Source organism: Arthrobacter rhamnosi (assembly GCF_054510855.1).
On sequence record NZ_JBTNDT010000005.1, the window covers coordinates 1 to 25326 of the forward strand.

At 69.4% G+C, this 25326-nt stretch carries 20 protein-coding genes and 1 riboswitch; of the genes, 8 read left to right on the forward strand and 12 right to left on the reverse strand.

Going from position 1 to position 25326, the window contains the following annotated elements; genetic code table 11:
- Window positions 1–107: 107 nt before the first annotated feature.
- Window positions 108–2732 (reverse strand): ATP-dependent chaperone ClpB, encoded by a 2625-nt coding sequence (gene clpB, locus ACX80I_RS11035; protein WP_459345172.1) that lies wholly within the window; start codon window positions 2730–2732, stop codon window positions 108–110.
- A gap of 195 nt (window positions 2733–2927) precedes the next feature.
- Between clpB and ACX80I_RS11040 the strand changes: the two genes are divergently transcribed.
- Together ACX80I_RS11040 and ACX80I_RS11045 are read left to right on the forward strand one after the other, a co-directional pair.
- Window positions 2928–4916 carry a penicillin-binding transpeptidase domain-containing protein gene (locus tag ACX80I_RS11040; RefSeq protein WP_459345173.1) on the forward strand — a complete coding sequence of 663 codons (1989 nt, stop codon included), beginning with the start codon at window positions 2928–2930 and terminating at the stop codon, window positions 4914–4916.
- A 136-nt stretch (window positions 4917–5052) separates the two neighbouring features.
- Entirely contained in the window at window positions 5053–6555 is a 1503-nt protein-coding gene (locus tag ACX80I_RS11045; RefSeq protein WP_459345174.1) for a flotillin family protein, read from the forward strand.
- A gap of 40 nt (window positions 6556–6595) precedes the next feature.
- On the opposite strand, the gene ACX80I_RS11050 is transcribed toward ACX80I_RS11045, so the two are convergent.
- Entirely contained in the window at window positions 6596–6997 is a 402-nt protein-coding gene (locus tag ACX80I_RS11050; RefSeq protein ID WP_459345175.1) for a YccF domain-containing protein, read from the reverse strand.
- A 106-nt stretch (window positions 6998–7103) separates the two neighbouring features.
- Window positions 7104–8777, reverse strand: a complete 1674-nt coding sequence (locus ACX80I_RS11055; protein ID WP_459345176.1) for a DEAD/DEAH box helicase — start codon at window positions 8775–8777, stop codon at window positions 7104–7106.
- 367 nt (window positions 8778–9144) lie between these two features.
- On the opposite strand from ACX80I_RS11055, the gene ACX80I_RS11060 reads away from it, so the two are divergent.
- Window positions 9145–10104 (forward strand): ABC transporter ATP-binding protein, encoded by a 960-nt coding sequence (locus ACX80I_RS11060; RefSeq protein ID WP_459345177.1) that lies wholly within the window; start codon window positions 9145–9147, stop codon window positions 10102–10104.
- The gene (locus ACX80I_RS11065; RefSeq protein ID WP_459345178.1) at window positions 10094–10903 is read left to right on the forward strand and encodes an ABC-2 transporter permease; all 810 of its coding nucleotides are present in this window, start codon (window positions 10094–10096) and stop codon (window positions 10901–10903) included. The genes ACX80I_RS11060 and ACX80I_RS11065 overlap by 11 nt, the downstream gene beginning before the upstream one ends.
- A 17-nt stretch (window positions 10904–10920) precedes the next feature.
- On the opposite strand, the gene ACX80I_RS11070 is transcribed toward ACX80I_RS11065, so the two are convergent.
- Window positions 10921–11757 carry a universal stress protein gene (locus ACX80I_RS11070; RefSeq protein WP_459345179.1) on the reverse strand — a complete coding sequence of 279 codons (837 nt, stop codon included), beginning with the start codon at window positions 11755–11757 and terminating at the stop codon, window positions 10921–10923.
- A 281-nt stretch (window positions 11758–12038) separates the two neighbouring features.
- Between ACX80I_RS11070 and ACX80I_RS11075 the strand changes: the two genes are divergently transcribed.
- The gene (locus ACX80I_RS11075; protein WP_459345180.1) at window positions 12039–12692 is read left to right on the forward strand and encodes a response regulator; all 654 of its coding nucleotides are present in this window, start codon (window positions 12039–12041) and stop codon (window positions 12690–12692) included.
- A gap of 240 nt (window positions 12693–12932) precedes the next feature.
- On the forward strand, window positions 12933–13142 hold the full coding sequence (locus tag ACX80I_RS11080) for a hypothetical protein (protein WP_459345181.1): 210 nt from the start codon (window positions 12933–12935) through the stop codon (window positions 13140–13142).
- An 82-nt stretch (window positions 13143–13224) separates the two neighbouring features.
- Here the strand turns inward: ACX80I_RS11080 and ACX80I_RS11085 are convergent, their stop codons facing one another.
- Both ACX80I_RS11085 and ACX80I_RS11090 read right to left on the reverse strand, forming a co-directional pair.
- Window positions 13225–14169: a universal stress protein gene (locus tag ACX80I_RS11085; protein ID WP_459345182.1), complete on the reverse strand. Its 945-nt coding sequence runs from the start codon at window positions 14167–14169 to the stop codon at window positions 13225–13227.
- Window positions 14170–14339: 170 nt separating this feature from the next.
- Window positions 14340–14621 carry a hypothetical protein gene (locus ACX80I_RS11090; RefSeq protein WP_459345183.1) on the reverse strand — a complete coding sequence of 94 codons (282 nt, stop codon included), beginning with the start codon at window positions 14619–14621 and terminating at the stop codon, window positions 14340–14342.
- 253 nt (window positions 14622–14874) lie between these two features.
- Here ACX80I_RS11090 and ACX80I_RS11095 point away from each other — a divergent pair, with 253 nt between their 5' ends.
- Window positions 14875–16125 carry a M20 metallopeptidase family protein gene (locus ACX80I_RS11095; protein ID WP_459345184.1) on the forward strand — a complete coding sequence of 417 codons (1251 nt, stop codon included), beginning with the start codon at window positions 14875–14877 and terminating at the stop codon, window positions 16123–16125.
- Window positions 16126–16233: 108 nt separating this feature from the next.
- Here ACX80I_RS11095 and ACX80I_RS11100 read toward each other — a convergent pair whose 3' ends face one another.
- The 5 genes from ACX80I_RS11100 to ACX80I_RS11120 form a co-directional block, all read right to left on the reverse strand.
- On the reverse strand, window positions 16234–17496 hold the full coding sequence (locus tag ACX80I_RS11100) for an alpha-hydroxy acid oxidase (RefSeq protein WP_459345185.1): 1263 nt from the start codon (window positions 17494–17496) through the stop codon (window positions 16234–16236).
- A 259-nt stretch (window positions 17497–17755) separates the two neighbouring features.
- A complete protein-coding gene (locus ACX80I_RS11105; RefSeq protein WP_459345186.1) occupies window positions 17756–18271 on the reverse strand; it encodes a flavin reductase family protein in 516 nt (171 codons plus the stop codon).
- Between the two features lie 158 nt (window positions 18272–18429).
- Entirely contained in the window at window positions 18430–19635 is a 1206-nt protein-coding gene (locus ACX80I_RS11110) for a cystathionine gamma-synthase (protein ID WP_459345187.1), read from the reverse strand.
- A gap of 1 nt (window position 19636) precedes the next feature.
- Window positions 19637–20992, reverse strand: a complete 1356-nt coding sequence (locus ACX80I_RS11115) for an O-acetylhomoserine aminocarboxypropyltransferase/cysteine synthase family protein (protein ID WP_459345188.1) — start codon at window positions 20990–20992, stop codon at window positions 19637–19639.
- Between the two features lie 49 nt (window positions 20993–21041).
- The gene (locus ACX80I_RS11120) at window positions 21042–21515 is read right to left on the reverse strand and encodes a PIN domain-containing protein (protein WP_459345189.1); all 474 of its coding nucleotides are present in this window, start codon (window positions 21513–21515) and stop codon (window positions 21042–21044) included.
- A gap of 207 nt (window positions 21516–21722) precedes the next feature.
- Window positions 21723–21848: riboswitch (SAM riboswitch) on the reverse strand.
- Window positions 21849–22236: 388 nt separating this feature from the next.
- Here ACX80I_RS11120 and ACX80I_RS11125 point away from each other — a divergent pair.
- Complete coding sequence (locus ACX80I_RS11125; protein ID WP_459345190.1) at window positions 22237–23475, forward strand: cobalamin-independent methionine synthase II family protein; 1239 nt, start codon at window positions 22237–22239, stop codon at window positions 23473–23475.
- A 164-nt stretch (window positions 23476–23639) separates the two neighbouring features.
- On the opposite strand, the gene ACX80I_RS11130 is transcribed toward ACX80I_RS11125, so the two are convergent.
- A complete protein-coding gene (locus ACX80I_RS11130) occupies window positions 23640–25190 on the reverse strand; it encodes an APC family permease (protein WP_459345428.1) in 1551 nt (516 codons plus the stop codon).
- Window positions 25191–25326 lie beyond the last annotated feature (136 nt).

Here is a 25326-nt window from a genome sequence, read left to right on the forward strand (position 1 = left end):
AGCAGCCCTTGCACCCTGGCTCCAGCACTACAACACTGAACGCATCCACACCGGCATCGGAACCACACCCATCACCCGAGTGTCACCAACCTGATGGCCCAGTACAGCTAGCGCGCGGCGTGCACCAGCAGTCCGCCTCCGTCGAGGCCCACGTCGCCGGCCGCGTCCGGGTCCGGTTCCTGCCGGTCGACGACGACGGTGTCACCGTCGATGATCTCGCCGGCGAGGATGCCCTTCGCCAGCCGGTCGCCGATCTCGCGCTGGACGAGCCGGCGCAGCGGACGGGCACCGTACGCCGGATCGAATCCGGTGAGCGCGAGCCACTCGCTGGCCGCGGCACTGACGTCCAGCTCGAGCCGGCGGTCACGCAGCCTCTCACCGAGCGACCTGACCTGCAGCTCCACGATCCGGGAGAGCTCGTCGAGGCTCAGCGGATCGAAGATCACCACGTCGTCGAGCCGGTTGAGGAACTCCGGCCGGAAGTTCGCGTTCACGGCGGACATCACGGCGGAGCGCTTCGCGGCGTCGTCGAGCGCGGGGTCCACGAGGAACTGCGACCCGAGGTTCGACGTCAGCACGAGGATGACGTTGCGGAAGTCCACGGTCCGGCCCTGGCCGTCCGTGAGGCGCCCGTCGTCCAGCACCTGCAGGAGCAGGTCGAACACTTCCGGGTGCGCCTTCTCCACCTCGTCGAGCAGCACCACGCTGTAGGGGCGGCGCCGCACGGCCTCGGTGAGCTGGCCGCCCTCCTCGTAGCCCACGTATCCCGGAGGGGCACCCACGAGGCGCGCGACCGAATGCTTCTCCGAGTACTCGGACATGTCGATCCGGATCATCGCGCGCTCGTCGTCGAACAGGAAGTCGGCGAGGGCCTTGGCGAGCTCCGTCTTGCCCACGCCGGTGGGACCGAGGAACAGGAAGGAACCCGTGGGGCGGTTCGGGTCGGACACGCCGGCCCTGGCGCGCCGGACGGCGTCGGACACCGCGGACACCGCCCGCTGCTGGCCGATGAGCCGCGCGCCGATGACCTCCTCCATGGCGAGCAGCTTCTCGCTCTCACCCTGGAGCATCCGGCCGGCCGGGATACCTGTCCAGGCGGAGATGACCTCCGCGATGTCGTTCGCGGTGACTTCCTCGGCGACCATCAGGTCGGGAGAGTTTGCGGTCTGCTCCTCGGCGGCCTGCGCCTCACGGAGCTCGCGCTCCACCTGCGGGATCTGGCCGTAGAGGATGCGGGACGCCGTCTCGAGGTCGCCCTCGCGCTGGGCGCGGTCGGCCTGCGAGCGCAGGTCGTCGAGGGACGCCTTCAGGTCGCCGACGCGGTTGAGGCCTGCCTTCTCGGCCTCCCACCGGGCGTTCAGCCCGTCGAGCTCCTCCTGGCGGTCGGCCATCTCGGCGCGCAGTGCCTGCAGCCGTTCGAGGGACGCCTCGTCCTTCTCGTGGGACAGCGCCATCTCCTCCATGCGCATCCGCTCGATCGCGCGGCGCAGCTCGTCGATCTCCACAGGAGCGGAATCGATCTCCATCCGCAGGCGCGACGCGGCCTCGTCCACGAGGTCGATGGCCTTGTCGGGCAGCTGCCGGCCCGGGATGTACCGGTGGGACAGCGTGGCGGCGGCGACGAGCGCCGAGTCGGCGATCGAGACCTTGTGGTGCGCCTCGTAGCGCTCCTTCAGGCCGCGCAGGATGCCGATCGTGTCCGGTACGGAGGGTTCACCCACGTAGACCTGCTGGAACCTGCGCTCCAGGGCCGGGTCCTTCTCCACGTTCTCGCGGTACTCGTCCAGCGTCGTCGCGCCGATGAGCCGGAGCTCGCCGCGCGCCAGCATCGGCTTGAGCATGTTGCCCGCATCCATCGAGCCCTCGGATGCACCCGCGCCCACGACCGTGTGGAGCTCGTCGATGAACGTCACGACCTGCCCGTTGGAGCCCTTGATCTCCTCGAGCACGGCCTTCAGCCGCTCCTCGAACTCGCCGCGGTACTTGGCTCCGGCGATCATGGATCCGAGGTCGAGGCTGATCAGCGACTTGCCGCGGAGCGACTCGGGGACGTCCCCGGCGACCATGCGCTGGGCCAGGCCCTCGACGACGGCGGTCTTGCCCACACCGGGCTCGCCGATCAGGACCGGGTTGTTCTTCGTGCGGCGGCTCAGCACCTGCACCACGCGGCGGATCTCGGCGTCGCGCCCGATGACGGGATCGAGCTTGCCGCTGCGCGCTACCTCGGTGAGGTCCACACCGAACTTCTCGAGCGCCTGGAAGGTGTTCTCCGGATCGGGCGTGGTCACCCGCCGGTCTCCACGCACCCCGGGCAGCGCGGAGGCGAGGGCCTCGCGCGTGAGGCCGAGGGAGCGCAGGATGGTGCCGGCGGCACCGCTGTCGGCCGCGAGCGCCAGCAGGAGGTGCTCCGTGGAGACGAACTGGTCCCCGAGGGTCTCCGCTTCCTGCTTCGCCGCGTTGATCACCTGGAGGGCGCCGCGGGAGAACTGGGGCTGCGCGACGGAAGAGCCCGACGACGACGGCAGGGCCTTGATCGCGGAGCTCGCCTGCACGCTCACGCTGTCGGGGTCCGCGCCGGCCGCCTTCAGGAGTGCGACGGCGATCCCGTCGCGCTGATCCAAGAGCGCCTTGAGGAAGTGCGGCGCCTCGATCTGGGCGTTGCCCGCCGTGGATGCGTTCATGGCGGCGGCTGACAGCACCTCACGGCTCTTGGTGGTGAAGTTGGTATCCACGCGCGGTTCCTTTCTGGTCCGAGGAGGGGAATCCGGCATTCCCCACGGCATTCACATTGAGTGTACTTGACTCAACTTTGTCTGCGGACAGGATATTCCCCTGCCGCCAGCACAGCGGGACGTGGGTACGCGACGGACGGACGCCGGGCCCGCGCCTCCCCTCGGGTAGTTGCGCGGCTCGGTCATAATGACCGTATGGGGAAACTTCGCTGTGCCACGTCCGTCCTGACCACCGCCGTTCTCGCGGTCAGCCTGGCGGCGTGCACCGATGGCAGGCCGACGGCGGAGGACGCCGCAGGGACCCTGGCCGAAGGACTCTCCCGGCTCGACGTCGGCCAGTCCGCCTTCACGTCGGCCGAGCCGGCCGAGGTGACCGCCCAACTCGCCGCCATCACCGAGGGCCTTGCACCGGACATGCCGCGGGTCAGCGTCGCGGACGTCGAGGACACCGGTGAGGACAGCGCCACGGCGACCCTCGACTACGTATGGGACCTCGACGAGACCGACTCCGACTGGACCTACAGCACGACCGCGGACCTCACCCGTGTCGAGGACGTGTGGCAGACCACGTGGGAGCCGGACGTTGTGGTCCCGGACCTCCTGCCGGAGGAGAAGCTCACCCTCACGCGCGTTCCCGGGGACCGCGGGAACATCACCGGCGCGGGTGGAGAGGTCCTGGTCACCGAGCGGCCGGTGATCCGCGTGGGCATCGACAAGACGCTCGTCCCCGAGGCGCAGCAGGCCGCCTCCGCCCGCGCGCTCGCGGCGCTGCTCGACATCGATCCGGCCGCGTACGAGGAGCAGGTCGCGACGGCGGGAGCGGACGCGTTCGTGGTGGCCCTCGTGCTGCGGGACGATGACACCAGGACCGTGACGGACGCACAGATCGATGCCGTCCCCGGCGCACTCCGTCAGGCGGACACCCGCGAGCTCGGACCGACCCGCACCTTCGCCCGGGAACTCCTCGGAAGCGTGGGCGAGGCGACGGAAGAACTCGTGGAGCAGTCCGGCGGCGCCGTCCGAGCCGGGGACGTCACGGGACTCGGGGGGCTCCAGCTGCAGCACAACGCCCAGCTCGGCGGCACCCCCAGCCTCCAGGTCTTTGCCGTGCCGGTGGACGCCCCGGACACACCCACCCGGCAGCTCTTCGCCACACCCGCGGTCGACGGCACCGACCTCGCCACCACTATCGATGCCCGGCTGCAGGGCCTCGGGGAGAAGGTGCTCGCGGACGAGCCCTCGGCGTCGTCCATCGTGGCGATCCGCCCCAGCACGGGAGAGATCCTCGCCGCAGCCAACGGCCCCGGCAGCGAAGGCCTGCAGACGGCCCTCCTGGGCCAGTACCCGCCCGGGTCCACGTTCAAGATCGCCACGAGCCTCGCACTCCTGAGGAAGGGCTTCACGCCGCAGAGTCCCACGCAGTGCACCGAGGAGGTGACCGTGGACGGCCGGACGTTCAACAACGCGAGCACGTATCCCGGACAGTTCCTCGGCACCATCCCCCTCCTGGAGACCTTCGCGCAGTCCTGCAACACCGGATTCATCTCGACGCGGGACGAGATCACGCAGGCCGACCTCGCGAGTGCGGCCGCCGACCTCGGCATCGGGGTCGAGTCAGCCATCGGAACGCCGGCGTTCTTCGGCTCCGTGCCGACCGAGGCGGAGGGCACGGCACACGCCGCCGCGATGATCGGTCAGGGCGAAGTGCTCGTCTCGCCCCTCTCACTGGCCACCATGGCCGCCTCCGTCGGCGCCGGATCGCGGGTCACGCCGACGCTCCTGGCTCCCGGCGAGTCCGCCGAACTCGATCCGGGGTCGGAGAGCGCCGCGGCCACCGCGGCCCCCACCAGCGACGCGACGGCGTCGGCCTCCGCCGGGGAGGACGCGCCGTCCGAGGCCCCGCCGAGCGCCTTCACGGCCGGGGAATCCGCAACCCTGAAGACGCTCATGGCCGCCGTCGTCGAGCAGGGCGGAGCCCAGCTCCTGCAGGACGTGCCGGGCGAGCCAGTCCTGGCCAAGACCGGTACCGCCGAATTCGGCAGCGAGACTCCCCCTCGCACGCACGCATGGGTCGTCGCCCTCCAGGGCGACCTCGCCGTCGCGGTCTTCGTCGAGGAGGGCGAACTGGGCTCGACGTCCGGCGGCCCCCTCATGCAGGCCTTCCTGACGGGTGCCGCTTCGTAGACGTCCAGCACCCGCGGGCCAGTCCGCGGGTCCACTTCGAAGAACATGGGGGTCAGGTCAGTACGCAGTAGCTTGCTCTTCCTCCGGCGCGCACTCGCTGCGGCGGAGCACTTCGAGGACCGTTGAAAGGGTTCCAGTGGATCTCACGTTCGTCCCGCTCATCATCGGCGCGGTGGTGCTGCTCGCAGCCATCATCGCCGCCATCGTGCTCGCCCGCATGGCCCTGCACATCGCCAGCCCGGACCAGGCGCTCATCATCTCGTCGAAGGACAGCAAGGGGCAGCCGGATCCGGACAGCCAGCGCGTGGTCTTCGGCCGCATCTTCATCAACCCGTTCTCGCAGCGCGCCTATCCGTTGTCCCTGGCATCGCGCCAGGTCTCGCTCCGCATCGAGGGCATCTCCAAGAACGGCATCAAGCTCCACCTGACGGGTGTCGCCCAGGTCAAGGTGGGCGGCGACGCCGACGCCGTCCGCAAGGCGGCCCAGCGCTTCCTCAACCAGCAGGAGGCCATCGACCACTACACGCAGGAGACCCTCTCGGGTTCCCTGCGCTCCATCGTGGGAACCCTGACGGTCGAGTCGATCATCCGCGACCGCGCCACCTTCGCCAAGAGCGTGAAGGAGGAGGCCGAGCATTCGATGCACAACCAGGGCCTGGAGATCGACACGTTCCAGATCCAGTCCGTGGACGACGACTCGGGCTACCTGAAGAACCTCGGCCGGCCCGAGGCCGCCCTTGCGGAGCGCAATGCGAAGATCGCCGAAGCCCGCTCGATGCAGGAGTCCGAGCAGGCACGCGCCCTGTCCGACGAGCAGGTGGCCCTCGCGCAGCAGCAGCTGATCATCCGCCGGGCAGAGCTGAAGGAAGAGGCCGATGCCCGCCAGGCTCGGGCCGACGCCGCCGGCCCCCTCGCCCAGGCCGAACAGCAGGAGCAGGTCATCATCCGCGAGCAGCAGGTCGCGCAGCGGCGGGCCGAGCTCCGCGAGCGCGAGCTCGACACCGAGGTACGCAAGCCGGCCGACGCCGAGAAGTACCGCCTCATCCAGCAGGCCGACGCGAAGCTCGAGGAACGCCGCCGCGCCTCGGAGGCCGCGGAGATCGAGGCCCGCGTGGACCTCGCGCGCCGCAAGCTCGTCGCCGAGGGCGACCGGGTGGCAGCAGAGGCCGACGCCGCCGCCAACACCGCGCGCGGTACCGCCGAAGCGTCGATCAACGAAGCCCGGGGCCGGGCGGACGCCGCCGTCATCGCCTCGCGCGGCGACGCCGAGGCCGGGTCGGCGGAAGCCCGCGGCAAGGCGGAAGCGGCCGGTATCGCCGCACAAGCGGAGGCCTACGAGAAGTTCAACCAAGCCGCCATCCTGTCGAAGGTCCTCGAGGTCCTCCCGGCGATGGCACGCGAGATCGCCGCGCCGATGTCGGCGATCGACACCATGACGGTGGTCTCCAACGACGGCGCCAGCCAGCTCAGCAGGAATGTCTCGAGCGGGGTCCACCAGACGACGCAGCTGGTGAAGGACACCACCGGGCTCGATATCATCACGCTGCTCGGCGACCTGCTCAGGACTCCGGACAAGGCCGGCATGAACGGTTCCACCCGGAACGGCACGGGCGGGTCCACGGTCACCGGGTCCGACTAGGTGCGTCGGGAGAGCCGCTGCCGGTCGATGCGGCGGCCCTTCAGCGGTAGGTGGGCAGGTACGTTCCCGACGACGGGACGATCACCTTGCCGAGCGGGGCGAGGGACACCGGGATGAGCTTGAGGTTGGCGATGCCCAGCGGGATGCCGATGATGCTCACGAACATCGGGATGGCGGTGAGCACGTGGCCGATGGCGATCCAGATGCCCGCGACGAGCAGCCAGATGATGTTGCCGACCGCCGAGAAGCCGCTGGCCGGCCCACCCCGGTTCACCACCGTCTGGCCGAAGGGCCACAGGGCGTAGGCGCCGATCCTGAACGAGGCGATGCCGAACGGGATGGTCACGATCAGCAGGCAGCAGATGATGCCCGCAGCGAAGTAGCCGAGGGCCAGCCAGATGCCGCCGAACAGAAGCCAGATGACATTCAGGAGTGTGTTCATCCGGCCATTGTTCCCCATGGGGCGACGCACTGCACGCAACGGACGAAGGGCCCCCCACCCGTGCGGGTAGGGGGCCCTTCAGCGGTTCCTGGACCGGAGACCGGTGCTAGCGCGGGCGGCGGTCGTTCGACGCCGGAGCGCTGGCCCTGCGGGAGCCACCGGCACGGCGTGCGCCTTCGGCCCGCGGAGCCGAGGACGGCGCGTGGCTCCGCTGGCCGCCTGCTGCGGGAGCTCCTGCGGCAGGGCGGCGTACGGCGTCGCCGACACGCTGGCCGGACGCCGGGCGGCGGCTGCGCGTCGTGGTCTCCGAGGCCGTGCGGGGCTCGGCGGCCCGGCGGGGCGACCCGCCCGACTTCCCGGCAGCACCGGTGTCCGAGCCGAAGCGCGGGGCCTGCGGCTGGTCCTTGCGGCGCTCCGCGCGGTTGCCCTGCGCGGCCTGCGGCTCGGCGGTGACGCGTCCGCGTCCACCCCGTCCGCCACGGCCTCCCGCAGCCGGAGCTGCGGTGCGGCGGGCGCGCTTGCGCTCGGCGTTCGCACCCGTCGAGGTACCTTCGCCGCGCGTTGCCTCCCGCGAGGCGAGGAGCGCGGCGCGGGTGCGCGGATCGATCCTGTCGGCCACGTCACCGGTGAGTGACAGGACGAGGGGCGAGGTCGCCTTGACGTTCTCGAAGGCGACGTCGACGCCGGCAGCCTTCATGAGCTTCTGCACCTCGGACTTCTGCTCGGGCAGGGTGATCGTGACCACCGTTCCCGAGGAACCCGCGCGGGCCGTGCGGCCTGAGCGGTGCAGGTACGCCTTGTGCTCCGTGGGCGGATCCACGTGGACCACGAGTTCGACGTCGTCGACGTGCACGCCGCGCGCGGCGACATCCGTGGCCACGAGGACGCGGACGTCGCCCGAGGAGAACTCGGCGAGGTTCCGGTCACGGGCGTTCTGCGACAGGTTGCCGTGCAGGTCGACGGCGGGGATGCCGGCGTCGGTGAGCGTCTTGGCGAGCTTGCGCGCGTGGTGCTTGGTCCGCATGAACAGCAGCCGGCGTCCGGTGCCCGAGGCGAGCTGGACGATGAGCTGCTTCTTCTGCGTCTGGTCGCCGATCAGGAGCACGTGGTGCTCCATCGTGGTGACCGCGGCCTGCGGGTCGTCGACCGAGTGGGTGACGGGGTTGGTCATGTAGCGGTTGACCACCTTGTCCACGCCGTTGTCGAGCGTCGCCGAGAACAGCAGGCGCTGGCCGTCGGCAGGGGTGGTGTCGAGCAGCTTCTTGACGACCGGCAGGAAGCCGAGGTCGGCCATGTGGTCGGCCTCGTCGAGGATGGTGATCTCCACCGACTCGAGCGTGATGAGCTTCTGGCGCATCAGGTCCTCGAGGCGCCCGGGGCAGGCGATGACGATGTCGACGCCGGCGCGCAGGGCCTTCTCCTGGCGCTGCTGCGAGACGCCGCCGTAGATCACGGTGGTGTTGAGTCCGAGCTCCTTGGCCAGAGGCTCGACCGTGGCGTTGATCTGGGTCGCCAGCTCGCGGGTCGGTGCGAGGACCAGGGCCAGGGGGCGCCCGGGCTTGCGGCGGTAGGCCGCTTCCTGCTCGGCGAGGCGCGCCACCATGGGAAGGGTGAAGGCGAGGGTCTTGCCCGAGCCGGTGCGGCCTCGTCCGAGGACGTCGCGCCCGGCCAGGGAATCAGGGAGTGACTTGACCTGGATGGGGAATGGTTCGGTGATGCCCTGCGCGGCGAGGTTCTCGACCAGTGCTTTGGGCACACCAAGGGCGGCAAAAGTAGTCATGTAGTTAACACGAACTTTCTTCTCATCTTCCCCGGCACCGGTTGGCGCAGGGGTTCGCCGAAGAAAAGTCAGACAGTGTCCACCGCGCTCACGATCCTCGGAGCCGGATGCGGGACAAAAGAATGCGTTCTATCGACGCAGGCTGCGCGTTCAACTGGCTGGAGTTCTCCGCCGTGCGCAGGCAAGTCCTCCCAGTTTATCAGCAGGTCGCCCGGATCCCCGCATCGGCCGCAGCGGCGCCTCCGGTGAATTGCCGTCTCCCAAGCACACCGAATCGGTCCCAGGCGTGGTTGGATTTCCCCAGGCCCGTGCACCGAGGAGTCGGAGCGCGGGGCGGCCCATCGGCTGTCCGTCCTACGGAGGAAGCATGAAGGACGCACTCGAACTGCGGGACCTGACCAAGGTGTACGGGTCCCTGACAGCGCTGGACGGGGTCTCGCTCTCGGTGCCGCCGGGCAGCGTCGTGGGTGTGATCGGCCCGAACGGCGCGGGCAAGTCCACGACCATGCGCCTGATCCTCGGCCTGATCCGGCCGAGCGGTGGTACGGCCATCGTCCTGGGTACCGACTCCTGGCGGAGCGGCCCCTCCCTCCGCAGGCGCGTGGGCTATCTGCCCGGGGACCTCAAGCTCGACGGCGGCGCCACGGGGCGTGACACCCTGCGGTACTTCGGCCTCATCTCCGGTCCCGTGGACGAGCGCTTCCGGAACGAACTCGTCGAACGGCTGGAGTTCGACCCGTCACGCCGCGTGAGGACGCTCTCGAAGGGCAACAAGCAGAAACTCGGGCTCGTCCAGGCGCTCATGCACCGGCCCGAGCTGCTCGTCCTGGACGAGCCGACGTCCGGCCTCGACCCCCTGATGCAGCGCGAGTTCCTCGCCCTCATGCGGGAGGCGAAAGCAGCCGGCCAGGCCGTCTTCCTCTCATCCCATGTGATCTCCGAGGTGCAGCACTGCGCGGACCACGTCGCCGTGATCCGGCAGGGCCAGCTCGTCCGCTCCGCACGCGTGGCCGAACTGCGGGACGAAGCACCCCGCAGCGTCCGGCTGGAGCTGGCCGCCCCGCTGACGGCGGGGCAGGCGGAAGCCCTCCGGCAGGCGGGCCTGGCGTTCCGGGCGGCCGACGATCCGCCCGGCACCCCCCGCCCGGGCGGTGCGGGAACGGTCGTCGAGGGCCAGGTGTCCGGCTCCCCCGTCGCACTGCTCGGCGTCCTGTCCCGCCTCGGGCTGGTGGATGTCGTGATCGAGGAACCGGACCTCGAGCAGGCGGTCCTCGGGCTGTACGCGCAGGCGACACCTGGAGTGGAGGGCGGACGTCATGGCCGGTAGCGCACTGCCGGTCGTCCGGCACATCCTGCGCCGCTCCCGCGTCGGGATGGCCGGCTGGTCCGTCGGCCTCATCGCGGCGAGCCTGCTCTACCTCCCGATCTACCCGTCGATGGGGGCGACCGGCGACCTCGAGGCCGTCGTCTCGTCCCTGCCGTCGGAACTGGTCACGACCCTCGGCTTCGCCTCGATCTCCACAGGTGCGGGCTACGCCCAGGCAACCCTCCTGGGGCTGCTCGGTTTCGTGCTGCTGACCATCGCCGCCGTGGGGTGGGGTGCAGCCGCGATCGGCGGCGAGGAAGAGAGCGGTGCGCTGGAGCTCACCCTGGCACACGGCGTCACGCGCCCGCAGGTCGCTCTCGAAGCGGCCCTCGCGCTGGCCCTGCGCCTCGCCGTCGTCTGCGGCGTGCTGCTGGTGACCGTCCTCGTGCTGAACGGTCCCTCCGAGCTCGGGCTGGCACCCGGCCACGTCGTCGCGGGCACGGTCGCGCTGTACCTGCTGAGCCTCCTGAGCGGTCTTGCAGCGGTCGCGGCAGGAGCAGCAACCGGCTCGAGGGCCGCATCCGTCGCGGCGGGGGCGGGCATCGCCGTCCTGGGGTACGCCTTCAATGCCCTCGGCCACCAGGCGGAGGCGACGCGCTGGCTCGGGCACTTCTCCCCGTACACCTGGGCGTTCGACCCGGCTCCGCTCGCGAACGGCTTCGGGAACGGTGCGTGGGGTGGCATGGCGGCCATCCTCGGCCTGTGCGGCGTCCTCGTGCTGGCCGCCGTCGTCGGACTCTCCCGTCGCGACATCCGCTGACCGGCCGGCCGCGACGGTCAGCGGACGACGACGACGTTCCCCTGGCCGTGGTGGAGAACCGCGTGGACCGTCGAGCCCAGCCGCACGCCGAGCGTGCTGTGCCCCTTGGCGCCGATGACCACGCCGGCCGCGCTGCCGGCGCGCTGCAGGATCAGCCCGGGGATCGAGGGAGCGGTCACGTGTTCCGTCGTGACGGCGATGCCCGGACGTGCCGCCAGCAGGGCGGCGGCCTGCTCCAGGACAGGGTCGGGATCAGGGATGGTCTCGGCGGGATGGCGCCGTCGGGACTGCTCGACGTGGAGGAGGTGGATGGACTTGCGCAGGGCCACCGCGAGCTCGGCTGCCGTCGCCACTGCCCGGTCGCTCTCGGGAGACCCGTCCACGGGGACCAGGACGGCGTCGGACAGGGGCCGCGCTTCCCGGACCACCACGATGGGACACGCCGCGCTCGACGCGAGGTGGAGGCTGGCCGATCCGACCAGCAGCCCGGAGAAGCCACCGAGGCCTCGCGTCCCGGTGACGACGAGGGACGCTTCGGTGGAGAGTCTCGTCAGGGCTTCAGCAGGAAACCCGACGACGATGCGCTTGCCGACGTCGAGGCCGGGCTCGGAGCCTGCCGCGAGCGCGCGTCCCTCCTCTGCCGTCGTCTCGGCCTGCCGACGCAGGCCGCTGTCCTGGACTCCCGGCACGGGGCCGAGGTCCCGGGTGAAGAGGGGCCAGGGCCAGCAGTGGGCGACGACGAGCGGCAGGGAGGCCGCTGCTGCGTACCGGGCTGCCCAGAGCACGGCGCGTTTCGCACCGTCCGAGCCGTCGTACCCGACCACGACGGGTTTGCCCCCTGGGGGCGGGTTCACGCTGATGCACCCGCTCGAAGATCCCGCGCGCGGCTGGACGACGTGGAGCCGTCCACTTCGACGACGGCCCGACGGCGGGGCGGGACGGTGGGCTCCATGATCGATTCCTGGTCCTGGCAAGAGGGAACGCGGACATCTTCATGGTTGCCCGGGCGCGAGGGTTGCGACAGGGTCGAAAGACCCACGGTCGAAGGTGACTTTCGGCCCTGCCCGGGGTCGGGCGGCCGGTCCATGATGGTGCCCGAGCGGGGATGAGCGGTTCCCCAGACAGAAGGAAGACGATGACAGACGCAATGGCTGACGGGCGGGCGGAGCGGCCGACGGTGTTCCTTCTCGACGATCACGAGTTGGTGCGGCGGGGTCTGCGGGAGCTGCTCGAGGGCGAGGGCTTCGTCGTCGTCGGGGAATCGGGTTCCGCCGAGGAGGCCACGCGGAGGATCCCCGCTCTGTCCCCGGACGTGTCGATCCTCGACGCCAGGCTCCCTGACGGGACGGGCATCGAGGTGTGCCGCGACGTGCGCTCCATCGATCCCTCCCTGTCATGCGTCATCCTGACCAGCTACGACGATGACCAGGCCGTGCGCGGAGCCGTCCTTGCCGGCGCCTCCGGGTACATCCTGAAGGAGATTCTCGGCTCCGACCTGATCGACAAGCTGCATCGCGCCGCTCGCGGGGCATCCCTCTTCGAGGCGGGACTGAAGGAACGCATCGTGGCCGGGCTCAGCGCTGCCCCGGTGGAGGATCCGCGCCTCGTGGGACTGACCAGCCAGGAGAGGAAGGTCCTGGCGCTCATCGGAGCCGGCCTGACGAACAGGGACATCGCGGGAGAGCTGTTCCTCGCCGAGAAGACGGTGAAGAACTACGTGTCGTCGCTGCTGTCGAAGCTGGGTTTCCAACGCCGCACCCAGGCCGCTGTCTTCATCAGCAGGCCCTGATCAGCCTGCTTCGATCAGCCTGCCCCGATCAGCCCGCCGGCCGGGCGATGCAGGCGACGAACGACCGGGGCCCGGGCGATGCACCCCACCCCCTAATGGAGCCTTAAGACCCTAGGGGGCAAACCCCCTCTGGGCGGACCATGGACTACGGGCCCGCAGGGAAAGGACATGCCGCCGGATACGGTCGGCCGACCCGGGGCCGACCCCACTCCAGGCGCAGGCAAGCAGAGGAGACCGACCGTGATCACCGACCAGACCCCATCCACCCTTCCTGCTGGTACCACTCCGACCACCGACCCGTCGGCGGGCAGGCAGCAGCCGAGCCAGGGAAAGGAGACAGACCCGAAGAAGCTCCTCCAGCGGCAGGGTGAACGCCGCCGGGAGACCGAGCGGAAACTCGCCCTTCACATCCAGAAGTACCGGGAGACCCACCCCCTCCACCCGGAGTAGCCCGTGCGGGAGCGGTTCGTGCGCGTTCGGTGGAACGCCGTGCGTGGATCCGGGCTCGGCGCCCCGGTACGCCGCGGGGCGGTCAGCGGGCGGGTGTCCGCTCCGGCTCCTGGAGCTGTCCGTCGAACGGCGGCGCGGGCCCGGGATCAGGGACGACCAGGGTCGGGCAGGGTGGGTGCAGGAGCAGCGTGTGGGTGACCGATCCGAGGTACATACCCGTCCGAGCTCCCCTCCCGTGGCGTCCGATCACCAGGAGGTCTGCGCCCGTGCCGTAGTGTGCGAGCGCCTGCGCCGCACCGCGCACCTCGTCGAGGACCTGGCGCACCGCGAGGTGCGGGTAGCGCGTGGAGACGTCGAGCAGCAGTGCCGAAACCCCCTCCTGCATCACCGGGGTCTGCGGGGACCCCGGTCCGGTGGGCGCCGACACGACCGTCAGGGTCGTGCCCATCGTGGAGGCCTCATCGGCCGCCCTGAGCAGCGCGACGCCGGCCAACGGGGATCCATCGACCCCGACGACCACTCCCCCGATGGTCGCGTCGGTGGTCCCCCCGGCGCCGGTCGCCCTCCCGTCGTCTGCAGGTACGACGACGACGGGTACGCGTGATCCGAGGGCGACCTGCAGGGACACCGAGCCCCGGAACTCACCGCTGACCGCGTCCATCCGGTCCGAGCCCAGGATGAGGAGCGGTGATTCCGTGGCGAGTCCCAGCAGCGCCTCCACGACATCGCCGCAGTGGAGGTACGTCCCGACGTGCAGCGCGGGAAAGTCGGTGGAGATACGGTTCGCTTCCGCCCGGAGCACCTTCCGGCCGCCGACGACGACGTCCCCGTAGGAGCTGCCCGGCGGCATCAGTGCGGGATCCGGCACGGCATGGACGAGGGTGAGCGGAACGCCGAGCGACTCCGCGCGGCGCGCGGCCCACAGGACGGCCGGGCCCGTCGCAGCGTCACGGACCGCCACCACGAGAGGCCGGTCCCGCTTGTCCGGCCGGGCGGCGGTTGCGGGATCGTCCCACGAAGCCTTCACGACAGGCCCTCCTGGTCGTCGTGCCGGAACGGAGGGAGAGCCTTCATCGGTGTCCTTCCCACAACTGATCCGCGGCGGCACAGCTCAGCGCGCTTCATCGGGCCGACCGTGCGAGCAGCACCCGGAGGGTGCTCCGGAGCCCGAGCCCGCCGTCGCCCTGAGGCGACCGCTCAACGGCGCAGCGCTTCTTCCTGAACCTCAGGGCGCACCTCTGCACCGGTGGGCCCGGTGGATCCGCCCGTCTCCAGGGCCCGTCGCCGGGCCTTCAGGAACGTGATGTCCTCCGGCGAGAGCCAGTGCTCCCCGTGCTCGTCGACGGGCAACTCCTCGGCCATTCCGGTCGCCGTACGGTTGGCCATGGTCCGTGGGAGGACGACACACCCCGGGTTCTCCAGGAGCCACTGCTGCACGGTCGGGTCGAGTCGGGTCCAGATGCTGCTGATACTGGTCATGGTGAAAGCTCCTCCATCGTCGGTGATCCGCGGAGCTGCCGTAAAAGCCGACGGCGAATCGGTCCCATCTCACGGGACACTTCGGCATTGCGCTAGGGCCTTAAGTCCCTTCCCGTTGATGAAGCTGTCTGTGTCGCGATGACGCCGGGCCCGGGGCGGATAGTGAACAGGCCCCGCCTGCGGGACGTCCTCGCCTCTCCGGAGTTCTTCTGCAAGGGTGGGAGAACAGTCCGGTCCCTGCCAGGAGGAATCCATGACCCTGTCCCCAGCGGCACTTCTCGAGGATGCCCGGTCGCTCACCGGGGACATCGTCGATCTCCGGCACCGTCTGCACCGTGAGCCGGAACTGGGCCTGTATCTGCCGCGCACCCAGGAGAAGGTGCTCGCAGCCCTCGACGGGCTCCCCTACGAGGTGACCCTGGGCACCGACACGACGTCGGTCACGGCCGTCCTGCGCGGTGGGGCGGCGGCCACGGACCGCGCCGCACCCGTGGTGCTCCTGCGCGGGGACATGGATGCGCTCCCGGTGCAGGAGACAACCGGCGTCCCGTACAGCTCCGGGATCGACGGCGTCATGCACGCCTGCGGCCACGACCTCCATACGGCGATGCTCGCGGGCGCGGCCACTCTGCTCGCCGAGCACCGCGGGGAGCTGCCGGGCGACGTCGTCCTCATGTTCCAACCCGGCGAGGAGGGTCACGACGGCGCGGGCGTCATGATCCGGGAAGGAGTCCTCGGTGCGGCCGGCCGGACGCCGGATGCCGCGTACGGGCTGCACGTGACGTCGTCGCTGATGCCGAACGGGATGCTCACCAGCCGCGGCGGTCCCCTGATGTCGGCGTCGGACGCCCTGATGGTGACGGTGCACGGCGCGGGCGGGCACGGATCCTCGCCGCACTCCGCGAAGGACCCGGTGACCGTCGCCGCGGAGATCGTCACGTCACTGCAGGTCCTGGTCACGCGGCAGTTCGACATGTTCGACCCCGTGGTGCTGTCCGTCGGAGTGCTGAGGGCAGGCACTCAGCGCAACATCATCCCGGAGACCGCGAGGATCGAGGCGACCATCCGGACCTTCTCGACGGCGAACCGGGACAGGATGACCGAGGCCGCCCCTCGGCTGGTGCGGCACATCGCAGCCGCCCACGGGCTGGAGGCCGAGGTCGAGTACCTCCACGAGTACCCCGTCACCGTTACCGACCTCGACGAGACGGCGCATGCCGAGGCCCAGGTCGCCGAGCTGCTGGGCGCCGACCGGTACGTCACCATGCCGCAGCCGATGAGCGGGTCGGAGGACTTCTCCCGGATCCTCGACGCGGTGCCGGGCAGCTTCGTCTTCATCTCGGCGGTGCCTCCCGGCGTCGAGCCGGTGACGGCGCCGTTCAACCACTCCCCCTATGCCGTCTTCGACGACAGCGTCCTGACCGACGGCGCAGCGCTCTATGCACAGCTCGCGATCTCCCGACTGCGCTCGGCAGCCGCACGGCGGGAAGCGGCAGGCGGCTGACGGGGGTATCCATGGCCCCCGCTCCTGCCCGCCGCGGCGGGCAGGATCGACCGGGGCCGAAGGGCGTGACAGAAAGGCGCAGGCCCTCGAGCCTCCCGGTCGCTGCTGTCAGACGAGCCGTGAGACCTCACTGGGCGCGGAGCTGACCGGAACGAGGCGGGTGAGCTGCGTGACGTGCCGAGGCTCGAGTTCACCGAGGTGCGAGACACCGAGCAGGCGCATGGTGCGTTCGATCTCGTCCCGGAGGATCGCGATGGTCTTGTCGACGCCTTCGCGTCCGCCGGCCATGAGTCCGTAGAGGTAGGCGCGGCCGATGAGGGTGAATTTCGCGCCGAGGGCCATCGAGGCGACGATGTCCGCTCCGTTCATGATGCCTGTATCCACCATGATCGTGGCGTCGCGGCCGACCTCGCGGACGACCTGCGGCAGCAGGTGGAACGGGATGGGTGCGCGGTCGAGCTGACGGCCGCCGTGGTTGGACAGGATGATCCCGTCCACCCCCATGTCCACGAGGCGCACGGAGTCCTCGACGTTCTGGACACCCTTGATGAGGATCTTGCCGGGCCACAGGTCCCGGATGATGGCGAGGTCGTCGTAGCTGATCGTCGGATCCATCGCCGCGTTCAGCAGATCGCCCACCGTGCCACCGGTGTCGCTCAGGGACGCGAATTCCAGTTTCGGGGTGGTCAGGAAGTCGACCCACCACCACGGCCGCGGGATCGCATTGAGGACCGTGCTGATCGACAGCTGCGGCGGGATCGAGAATCCGTTGCGCTTGTCGCGGAGCCGGGCACCGGCAACGGGGGTGTCGACGGTGAACATGAGCGTGTCGAACCCGGCTTCACCGGCACGCTTGACGAGGTCGTAGGAGATCTCCCGCTGGCGCATGACGTAGAGCTGGAACCAGTTGCGGCCGTTCGGGTTCGCTGCCTTCACGCCCTCGATCGAGGTGGTGCCGAGGGTCGAGAGGGTGAAGGGGATGCCGGCGGCGGCCGCCGCGCCGGCGCCGGCGGTCTCACCCTCGGTCTGCATGAGCCGGGTGAATCCGGTCGGCGCGATGCCGAACGGCAGGGCGCTGGGCCCGCCGAGGATCTCCACCGAGGTGTCGACGTGCTCGGCGGGGCGGAGGATCGAGGGGTGGAACTCGATGTCCTCGAACGCCTGGCGGGCCCGGGCCAGCGACAACTCGCCCTCGGCGCCGCCGTCGGTGTAGTCGAAGGCGGCCTTCGGGGTGCGCCGCTTGGCGATGGTGCGCAGGTCCGCGATGGTGAGCGCGGCTCCCAGCCGCCGTTTCTTGCCGTTGAGCTCGATCTTCTTGAACTGCATCAGCTCGAGCATTTCCGCCGGGACGGGGAGTTGGCGCTTGGTCACGCGGTGGTCCTTCCAGTTGCAGCAGTGCGCTGAGGGTGGATCGCCTCGACCTCCAGTACCCGCCATCGGGCGCGAAGGTTGAAACGATTCAAAGTAGTTCCCGCACTCTACCAAGAAAGGCATCGGGCTGCTACGGACAGGGGCCCCGCGCGGGAAGCGCGGGAGCAGCCTCCGGAAGTCCGGACCCCGACCCGTCCGGCACGACGGCGCGCAGCCCGGGACCGTGATCCAGGGTCTCAGCGGCCTCTGCGTGATCAGCTCATGCAGTCCTCTCCAGCACTGCTGCCCGGGACTGCACCCCGACGTAGGCGCCCTTGAAGAACAGCAGGGGTTCGGCGTCGAGCCGCGCGCTCAGGAACCGGACGCTCCCCACCACGATGGTGTGGTCGCCGCCGTCGTACTCCTGGTGCAGCTCGCAGTCCACCCAGGCGAGCGCGTCGTCCAGGACGGGGTTGCCCAGCGGTGACGTGGTGTAGTCGACGCCGGCGAACTTGTCCGTGCCCGAGCGTGCGAACTGGCCGGCCAGGTGCTGGTGCTCTGCCGACAGGATGTTCACGGTGAAGCGTCCCGCTGCACGGAGCAGGGGCCAGGTGCTGGAGGTCCGGGCCGGACTGAAGGTGACCAGCGCCGGGTCGAGCGAGAGGGAGGCGAAGGACTGGCAGGTGAACCCGGCCGGACCCGTGGGCGTCGCCGCCGTGACCACTGTCAGCCCGGTGGCGAAGTGTCCCAGCACCTGCCGGAGGCGCTGGGGGCTGAGGTCCGAGATGTCCGTCATGAGAGGTCCTTTCGTGGCGTGTGAATTCAATCAACCACCGTTTGTGCCCGCACCCAAGAGCCGGGGAAACGAGCTGTCGTATGAAGAAACACGGGGTCATCGCCCGTCGTATTGCGTAGTGAACCGGCCTGGAACGGGGGTGTTCTGCTGGACCGGGGTCAGGCGCTGAGAGCCACGGCTCTCCTGGACGCCCGATGTGTTCTCTCCAGCGCAGCGGCCAGGTCCTCCTGCAGGTCTGCCAGGTCCTCGACGCCGACGGACAGCCGGACCAGGTCGGTGGGCACGGCCAGCGGGGTTCCGCGTACCGAGGCGTGGGTCATCTCCGAGCAGTAGCAGACCAGCGATTCCACCCCGCCCAGGCTCACGGAGAGCGCGAAGAGCCGGGTCGATTCGGCGAAGGCCCGGGCGGCGGCCTCTCCGGCGCTGAAGCGCAGCGAGACGATCCCGCCGAAGCCTGACATCTGGCGCGCCGCCAGGGCATGGCCCGGATGCTCGGGCAGGCCGGGGTAGAGCACCTCCGCGACGCCGGGCTGGTCCCGGAGCCATTCGGCCAGGGCCTGGGCATTGGAGGTGTGCCGCTCCATGCGCAGGCCGAGGGTCTTCAGGCCGCGGGCGGCCAGGAAGCAGTCCTGCGGCCCGGCGACCGCGCCGCCGGCGAACTGCTGGTAGCCGATGGTCTCGGCCAGTGCGGTGCCGCGGAAGGAACGGTCCGCCACGACCACGGCTCCGCCGAGCACATCCGAATGCCCGCCGATGTACTTGGTGGTGGAGTGCACCACCACGTCCGCGCCGAGGTCCAGGGGCCGCTGCAGGTAGGGCGAGGCGAACGTGTTGTCCACCACGAGCAGGGCCCCGGCGTCGTGCGCCAGCGTCGCCCACCCGGCCAGGTCCGCGATGCCCAGCAGCGGGTTCGACGGCGTCTCCACCCACAGCAGTGCGGTGGAGCCCGGCCGGACCGCGGCGGCCACCGCCGCCAGGTCGGTGATGTCCACGGCCGTGTTCGCCACGCCCCACGGGCCCAGCAGCCCGTTGATCAACCGGTTGGTACCGCCGTAACCGTCCCCGCCGAGGACGATGTGATCCCCCGGGCGCAGCAGTGCCCGCAGCAGAGCATCCTCGGCCGCCAGCCCGGAGGCGAAGGCGAAGGCCGCCGTCCCATGTTCCAGGGCGGCCAGCTGGGCTTCGAACCCGTTACGGGTCGGGTTGGAGCCCCGGCTGTATTCGTGCCCGGCGCGCAGCACGTTGATCCCGTCCTGCACGAAGGTGGAGGTCTGGTAGATGGGCGGGATCACCGCACCGGTCAACGGATCAGGGTCCTGCCCGGCGTGGACGGCCGTCGTGTTGAATCCTCTGTACTGCGCCATGTCAGGCCCTTCCTGCGTAGACGGCAGGGGCCCCTGCCGCCGGAAAAGTAGCCGCGGGTTCCTCGAAGCCCAGCGGGGCCAGGGCGAGGTCCAGGTCCGCGACGAGGTCCGCCGCGGTCTCCAGTCCGACGGAGAGCCGGATGGTGGTCTCCGCGATCCCGGCGGCTGCACGCTGTCCGGGGGTGAGCCGGCAGTGCGTCATCGCTGCCGGGTGTGCGACCAGGGACCGGGTGTCCCCCACATTGGCCACCAGCTTGAACAACCGGAGCCGATCGATGAAGGCCCCGACCTGCCCGGGCTCGGCGGCCAGGTCGAAGGAGAACACACTGCCGGCTCCTCGCGGGAAGTCCCGGGCCGCGAGTCCGGCCTGCGGGTGGCCCGGAACGGAGGGGTGGTGCACCGCGGCGACGGCCGGGTGGCCGGCCAGGAACCGGATGACCTCGCGGGTGTTCTGGGCGTGCCGGGCTACCCGGATGTCCAGGGTCTCCAGCCCCTGCAGGATCTGCGCGGCGCTGCCCGGAGCGAGCGAGGGGCCCAGGTCGTGGAGGTACTTGCTGCGCGCGAGGGCCAGGTACGCGCCGTGGCCGTGGCGTTCCCACAGGATCTCCCCGCCGTACCGGCGTTTCGGCCGTGTGAGCTGCGGCCACCGGTCCGGGTAGGCGGAGAAGTCGAAGCGCCCGCCGTCGACCACGGCACCTGCGAGGGTGCTCCCGTGCCCGCCGAGGAACTTCGTGGCCGAATACACCACGATGTCGGCCCCGTGATCCAGCGGCCGGAACAGGGCCGGGGTCGCCAGGGTGTTGTCCACCACCAGCGGCACCCCGGCGGCATGGGCGACCGCGGCGATCGCCGGCAGGTCCTGCAGCGTGGCCAGCGGATTGCCGATGGATTCGGTCAGGAAGGCCCGCGTCGTAGGGCGTACAGCGGCTTGCCAGGCACCGGGATCGGCCGGGTCGGCGAAGCTGACCGCGATCCCGAAATCGTCGAAGGTGTCGGTGAGCAGGTCCACCGTCCCCCCGTACAGCTTCGACGAGGCCACGATGTGCTGCCCGCCGCGGACCAGCGACAACAGGGCGACGGCGACCGCTGCCTGCCCGGTCGCCGTTGCCAGCGCGGCCACGCCGCCGTCGAGCGCGGCGATCCGCTGCTCCAGCACGGCGACGGTCGGGTTGCCGGTCCGCGTGTAGGTGAAGCCGGGTTCCTTGAGCGCGAACATGCGCCGGGCCGACGCGTAGTCCGGAAACTCGTACGCCGCGGTCTGATAGATGGGGACTGCCACGGGCCGGTAGGGGGCCTGCGGTTCATACCCTGCATGGATTTGGGAAGTGGCCGTACAGCCGGCGTCACCGGTACTCATCGAAGCTGCTCCTTCGGCAGAAATGGTCAGGGTTCGGGGTCGGACGGATCTACAGGGACTGCGTCGCCGGTCCCGTCCGGGAGGGCGGGAGCGGTGGCGCCCCAACCGCATGCGCTTCCGGAATCCAGGGATTGATGGCCGACACCGCGAATTTCCGGTAGACCTCCACATTTCCCGACACAATGGAAAGACTCTTGTGAATTGCAGTCGCTGCAATGAGGGAATCGACTGCGGACACCTCGGCGTCGCTCAGCATCGGACCCCAGACAGCGGCGATATCAGAATCCACGGGAAGAATGTTGGAGCTGTAGGAGTTCACGAACTCCTGCACCCAGGCGCCGACCGTCCGGTATTGCTGGTTCTCCCGGCTCACCAGATGCAATTCCCCGATCGTCAGGGCGGAGACGAATATCCGGAAGTGTCGCCTCCGCTGGAGGAAATCGACGACAGTCGTGGAAGGGCGTGGGCTCCGCAACTCCACGACGACGTCGGTATCCAGGAGGAGGCCGCTTGTGCGTGCCATTCCTCAGACTGCCAGCGCAGGCGGACCAGCGTCCTCCCTGCCACGTGGAACCCCCTGCGGTCTGAGGAGGAAATCCACGAACGCCTCGCGCGGAGCCATCAGTGCCTCGTAGTCGTGAATGCTCACGACCGACAGCGGAACCTGGGAGTGGGAATCGGCAATGGATGAGGTTGCAGCCATGGCGGGCGGCACGGGGCCGCGTCCTTTCGGGAGCTCTTGCCCGCACCAGGTACCCCGGGGGGTGAATGCGGGCCGCTTCGTCATCCGAACCACCCACCGAGCGCGGGGTTGGTATGTGACCAAGTCGGAGCTTGGCGGTCACAATTCATGAAGCTGTTGGAAGTATAACCACGCAATCGTGCCCGAAGTAAACACCCGAGCGTTGTCGTCCTCGTTCGTCCGTTCGCTTATCGACTGTTCCCGGCACGAGAACAGGGAATTTCATCGGCCGCAGGGTGGGACTCCCCCATAAATCTTTCCGGAATGTTACGCCCCTGGTTTTTATGGCGCGCTAATCGTCGTCCATGATGGGGCCAGCCCCTCCGATTGGTGCTCAGCCTCCTGGCTGTGGAGGGGACGTGCCTGCGTCACCGGTGGATTTAGAGCCCTAAGCCACACCATCCAGAGCAGCTGAGAGACCTGCCTCCATGACGCTGCAGCTTCCCCCGGATTTCCTGTCCGGAAGGGTGCTAATGGCAGGACCGATGGAAAGGAAAGCATCATGACCCTCGATCGCATCTCCACCAGCCACGCCGGCTCGCTGCCCCGCACACCGGAACTGATCGCCGCCAACGCCGCCCGGACCTTTGCCGAGGACGGCTTCACCCTGGAGCGGACACCCGAATTCGACGGGCTGCTCACCACCGCCGTGGTGGACCTCGTCCAGCGCCAGAAGGAGTTCGGGATCACGATCCCGGGCGACGGTGAGTACGGCAAGGCGATGTCCAACCCGGTCGACTACGGTGCCTGGTGGACCTACAGCTTCCAGCGCACCGCCGGCCTGGAACTCACGGATTTCAATCCGATCCTCGCCGAACCCGTCCTCAGCGAGCCCGGTGCCATCAGGCTGACATCGTTCGCCGACCGACGTGACTGGACCCGCTTCGCGGCGGCCTACCAGGATCCCGAGAGCGGGATCCAGATCGGCAGGAACGCGACGGCCTTTCCGTCCGCGACCGGGCCGATCTCCTACACCGGACACGCTGCCCTGGCCAGTGACATCACGAACCTGAAAGCGGGCCTGGCTGCTGCGGACATCCCGACGGGATTCATCACGGCCCTCTCGCCCGGGTCCGCCAGCAGGATCGGCAACGACTACTACGCCAGCGAGGAGGAGTTCATCTACGCCTGGGCCGATGTCCTGCGCGAGGAGTACAAGGCCATCGTCGACGCAGGCCTGGTCGTCCAGATCGACGATCCGTCCATCGCGGAGAACTGGGACCAGATCAACCCCGAACCCACCATCGAGGACTACCAGAAGTTCACCCGGATCCGGGTCGACGCCCTGAACTATGCGCTGCGGGGACTACCCGAGGAACAGGTCCGGTTCCATGTCTGCTGGGGATCCTGGCACGGCCCGCACACCACGGACATCGGGTTCCGCCACATCGTGGACCTCGTGCTGGGTATCAACGCCGGCTCGTACTCCTTCGAGGCAGCCAACGCACGCCACGAACACGAATGGACCCTCTGGCAGGACGTCGACCTTCCTGCCGGAAAGGTGCTGGTTCCCGGCGTCGTCTCGCACGCGACCAACGTCGTCGAGCACCCCGAGCTGGTCGCCCAGCGCATCGAGCGGTTCGCCGCGCTCGTCGGTCGGGAGAATGTCGTGGCCTCCACCGACTGCGGGCTGGGCGGAAGGATCCACCCGCAGATCGCCGCCGCGAAGCTCGAGTCCCTGGGACGCGGCGCGCAGATCGCCTCGAACAGGCTCTTTGCCCGCTCCGCGACACTCGCCTAGCCACGGGTGGCCACCCTTGTCACCAGGGTGACGGAGCCGGCTCGGTTGTCCGGAGGATGTCCGGACAACCGAGCCGGAAAGCGTCGGTTGAAGTGCTCCGACCCGGATTGTCCACGCGGTGTCTGGACAATCCGGGTCGGAGGCGACGGGGTGGGCAGCCGGACCTAGACCCGTTCGGTGGACGCCAGGGATCGCGTCTCGGTGGAGCCCTGTGTCGGAGGTGCTGGTGGTGCGGCTGCGTGCCCGGCGAGGACACCCGTCCGGTGCCGAAGCTTCAGCCGGTACATCAGGACGCCGGTGAGGATGACGGCGGCGACGAAGAGAACCCCGCCCCACTGCAGGTACCACTCGAACGGCGGCACGGAGTTGTAGATCTCCGAGCGTGGCCAGATGAGGTTCACTGTCATGGCGCCGCCCCACAGGACCGCGAGGATGTTCACCGGCAGCCCCCACTTTCCCAGGCTGAAGCCGGGCTCGGTGCCGTCATCGGGCAGCGGCCACTTCCTCATCAGGCGGTTGCGCAGCATGGGCACGGTCACCAGCAGGTAGGAGAGGTAGATCAGGACGATGCTGATGCTGGAGAGGATGGTGAAGATGGCGGGCTGGGAGACGTTCACGATCAGCGGGATGATCGCGATGACGCCGATCACTATGGCGGCGACCGTCGGGGTCTTCCGGACGGGGTGTACCTTGCCCAGGTAATGGCTGAACGGAAGGTTGTTGTCCCGGGCCATCGCGAACATCATGCGGATGGCGGCGGCGTGGACGGCCAGCGTGCAGACCATGACGGCCACCACGATGCACAGCAGGAAGGCTTTGCCGAAGGGGCCGCCCAGCACGGAGAGCACGATGTACTGCAGGCCGCCGTCGGCCGAGCCGAGCTTGGGATCATCCAGGTCCGGGGCCGCGAGGAGCCCGGTGAGCAGGATCAGACCGCCCAGCACGAAGGATGCGGTGATCGCCCGCAGGATGGCCTTGGGGGCCGTGCGCTTCGGGTCCTTCGTCTCCTCGCCGAGGGAGCTGGCGGTATCGAAGCCGTACATCACGTAGCCCGACGCCATGGCGCCGATGATGAAGACTCCGAAGAAGCCCAGGGGGTGGTCCGTCCCGAATCCCTGGGTTTCGAAGAGGATGCCGGGTCCGCGGACCACGTGCCAGGCAAGTGCGAGGATGAGCAACACCGCGGCGACAAGTTCGACGAAGACGCCCACGCTGTTGATCTTGGTCATGAGTTTCACGCCGAAGGCATTGATGAGGGTGGAGATGCCGATCATGATGCTCGCGAGCATCACCCCGTTGAGGGCGAAGTCGTAGGTGCCGGTGCCGTCACCGATGACCTGGAACCCGGACCAGATCTGGGGCAGGGTGAGCTGGAGGGCCAGTGCCACGGCGCCCAGGGCCATGATCGAGGAGATCAGCAACAGCCACCCGGCCAGCCAGGCGACGGTGCCGGAGGAGAGCCTCTTGGCCCAGTTGTAGACCGAACCGGCCACAGGGTAGCGCCCTGCCAGTTCGGCGAAGCACAGGGCCACCATCAGCTGGCCGACGAAGACGATCGGCCAGGACCAGGCGTAGGCCGGGCCCGCCATGGAGTAACCGAAATAGAACAGTTGAAAAACACCGGTGAGGATGGAGATGTAGCTGACTCCGGCCGCGAAGCTGGCGAACTTGCCGATGCTCCGGTCCAGGGTCTGGGCATAGCCGAACTGGTCCATGCCGCTTGAGTCGGTACTCTTGCTGGGTTCCGCCAATTGAACTCCTAAGTCAGAAAAGCACGATGGTGATGGCCTGCGACCGCCGTGGGCGCAGACGAGACCGGGCGCCGCGCCGTTGCGGCGCCCCGCTGTTTCC

Coding starts and splice junctions, on each gene's coding strand:
- ACX80I_RS11105 (WP_459345186.1), bottom strand. CDS start 18,271: ATGACGGACATCTCGGACCTCAGCCCCCAGCGCCTCCGGCAGGTGCTG.
- ACX80I_RS11095 (WP_459345184.1), top strand. CDS start 14,875: ATGACCCTGTCCCCAGCGGCACTTCTCGAGGATGCCCGGTCGCTCACC.
- ACX80I_RS11060 (WP_459345177.1), top strand. CDS start 9,145: ATGAAGGACGCACTCGAACTGCGGGACCTGACCAAGGTGTACGGGTCC.
- ACX80I_RS11120 (WP_459345189.1), bottom strand. CDS start 21,515: ATGGCACGCACAAGCGGCCTCCTCCTGGATACCGACGTCGTCGTGGAG.
- ACX80I_RS11110 (WP_459345187.1), bottom strand. CDS start 19,635: ATGGCGCAGTACAGAGGATTCAACACGACGGCCGTCCACGCCGGGCAG.
- ACX80I_RS11040 (WP_459345173.1), top strand. CDS start 2,928: ATGGGGAAACTTCGCTGTGCCACGTCCGTCCTGACCACCGCCGTTCTC.
- ACX80I_RS11090 (WP_459345183.1), bottom strand. CDS start 14,621: ATGACCAGTATCAGCAGCATCTGGACCCGACTCGACCCGACCGTGCAG.
- ACX80I_RS11065 (WP_459345178.1), top strand. CDS start 10,094: ATGGCCGGTAGCGCACTGCCGGTCGTCCGGCACATCCTGCGCCGCTCC.
- ACX80I_RS11125 (WP_459345190.1), top strand. CDS start 22,237: ATGACCCTCGATCGCATCTCCACCAGCCACGCCGGCTCGCTGCCCCGC.
- ACX80I_RS11055 (WP_459345176.1), bottom strand. CDS start 8,777: ATGACTACTTTTGCCGCCCTTGGTGTGCCCAAAGCACTGGTCGAGAAC.
- ACX80I_RS11115 (WP_459345188.1), bottom strand. CDS start 20,992: ATGAGTACCGGTGACGCCGGCTGTACGGCCACTTCCCAAATCCATGCA.
- ACX80I_RS11130 (WP_459345428.1), bottom strand. CDS start 25,190: ATGGACCAGTTCGGCTATGCCCAGACCCTGGACCGGAGCATCGGCAAG.
- ACX80I_RS11050 (WP_459345175.1), bottom strand. CDS start 6,997: ATGAACACACTCCTGAATGTCATCTGGCTTCTGTTCGGCGGCATCTGG.
- ACX80I_RS11075 (WP_459345180.1), top strand. CDS start 12,039: ATGACAGACGCAATGGCTGACGGGCGGGCGGAGCGGCCGACGGTGTTC.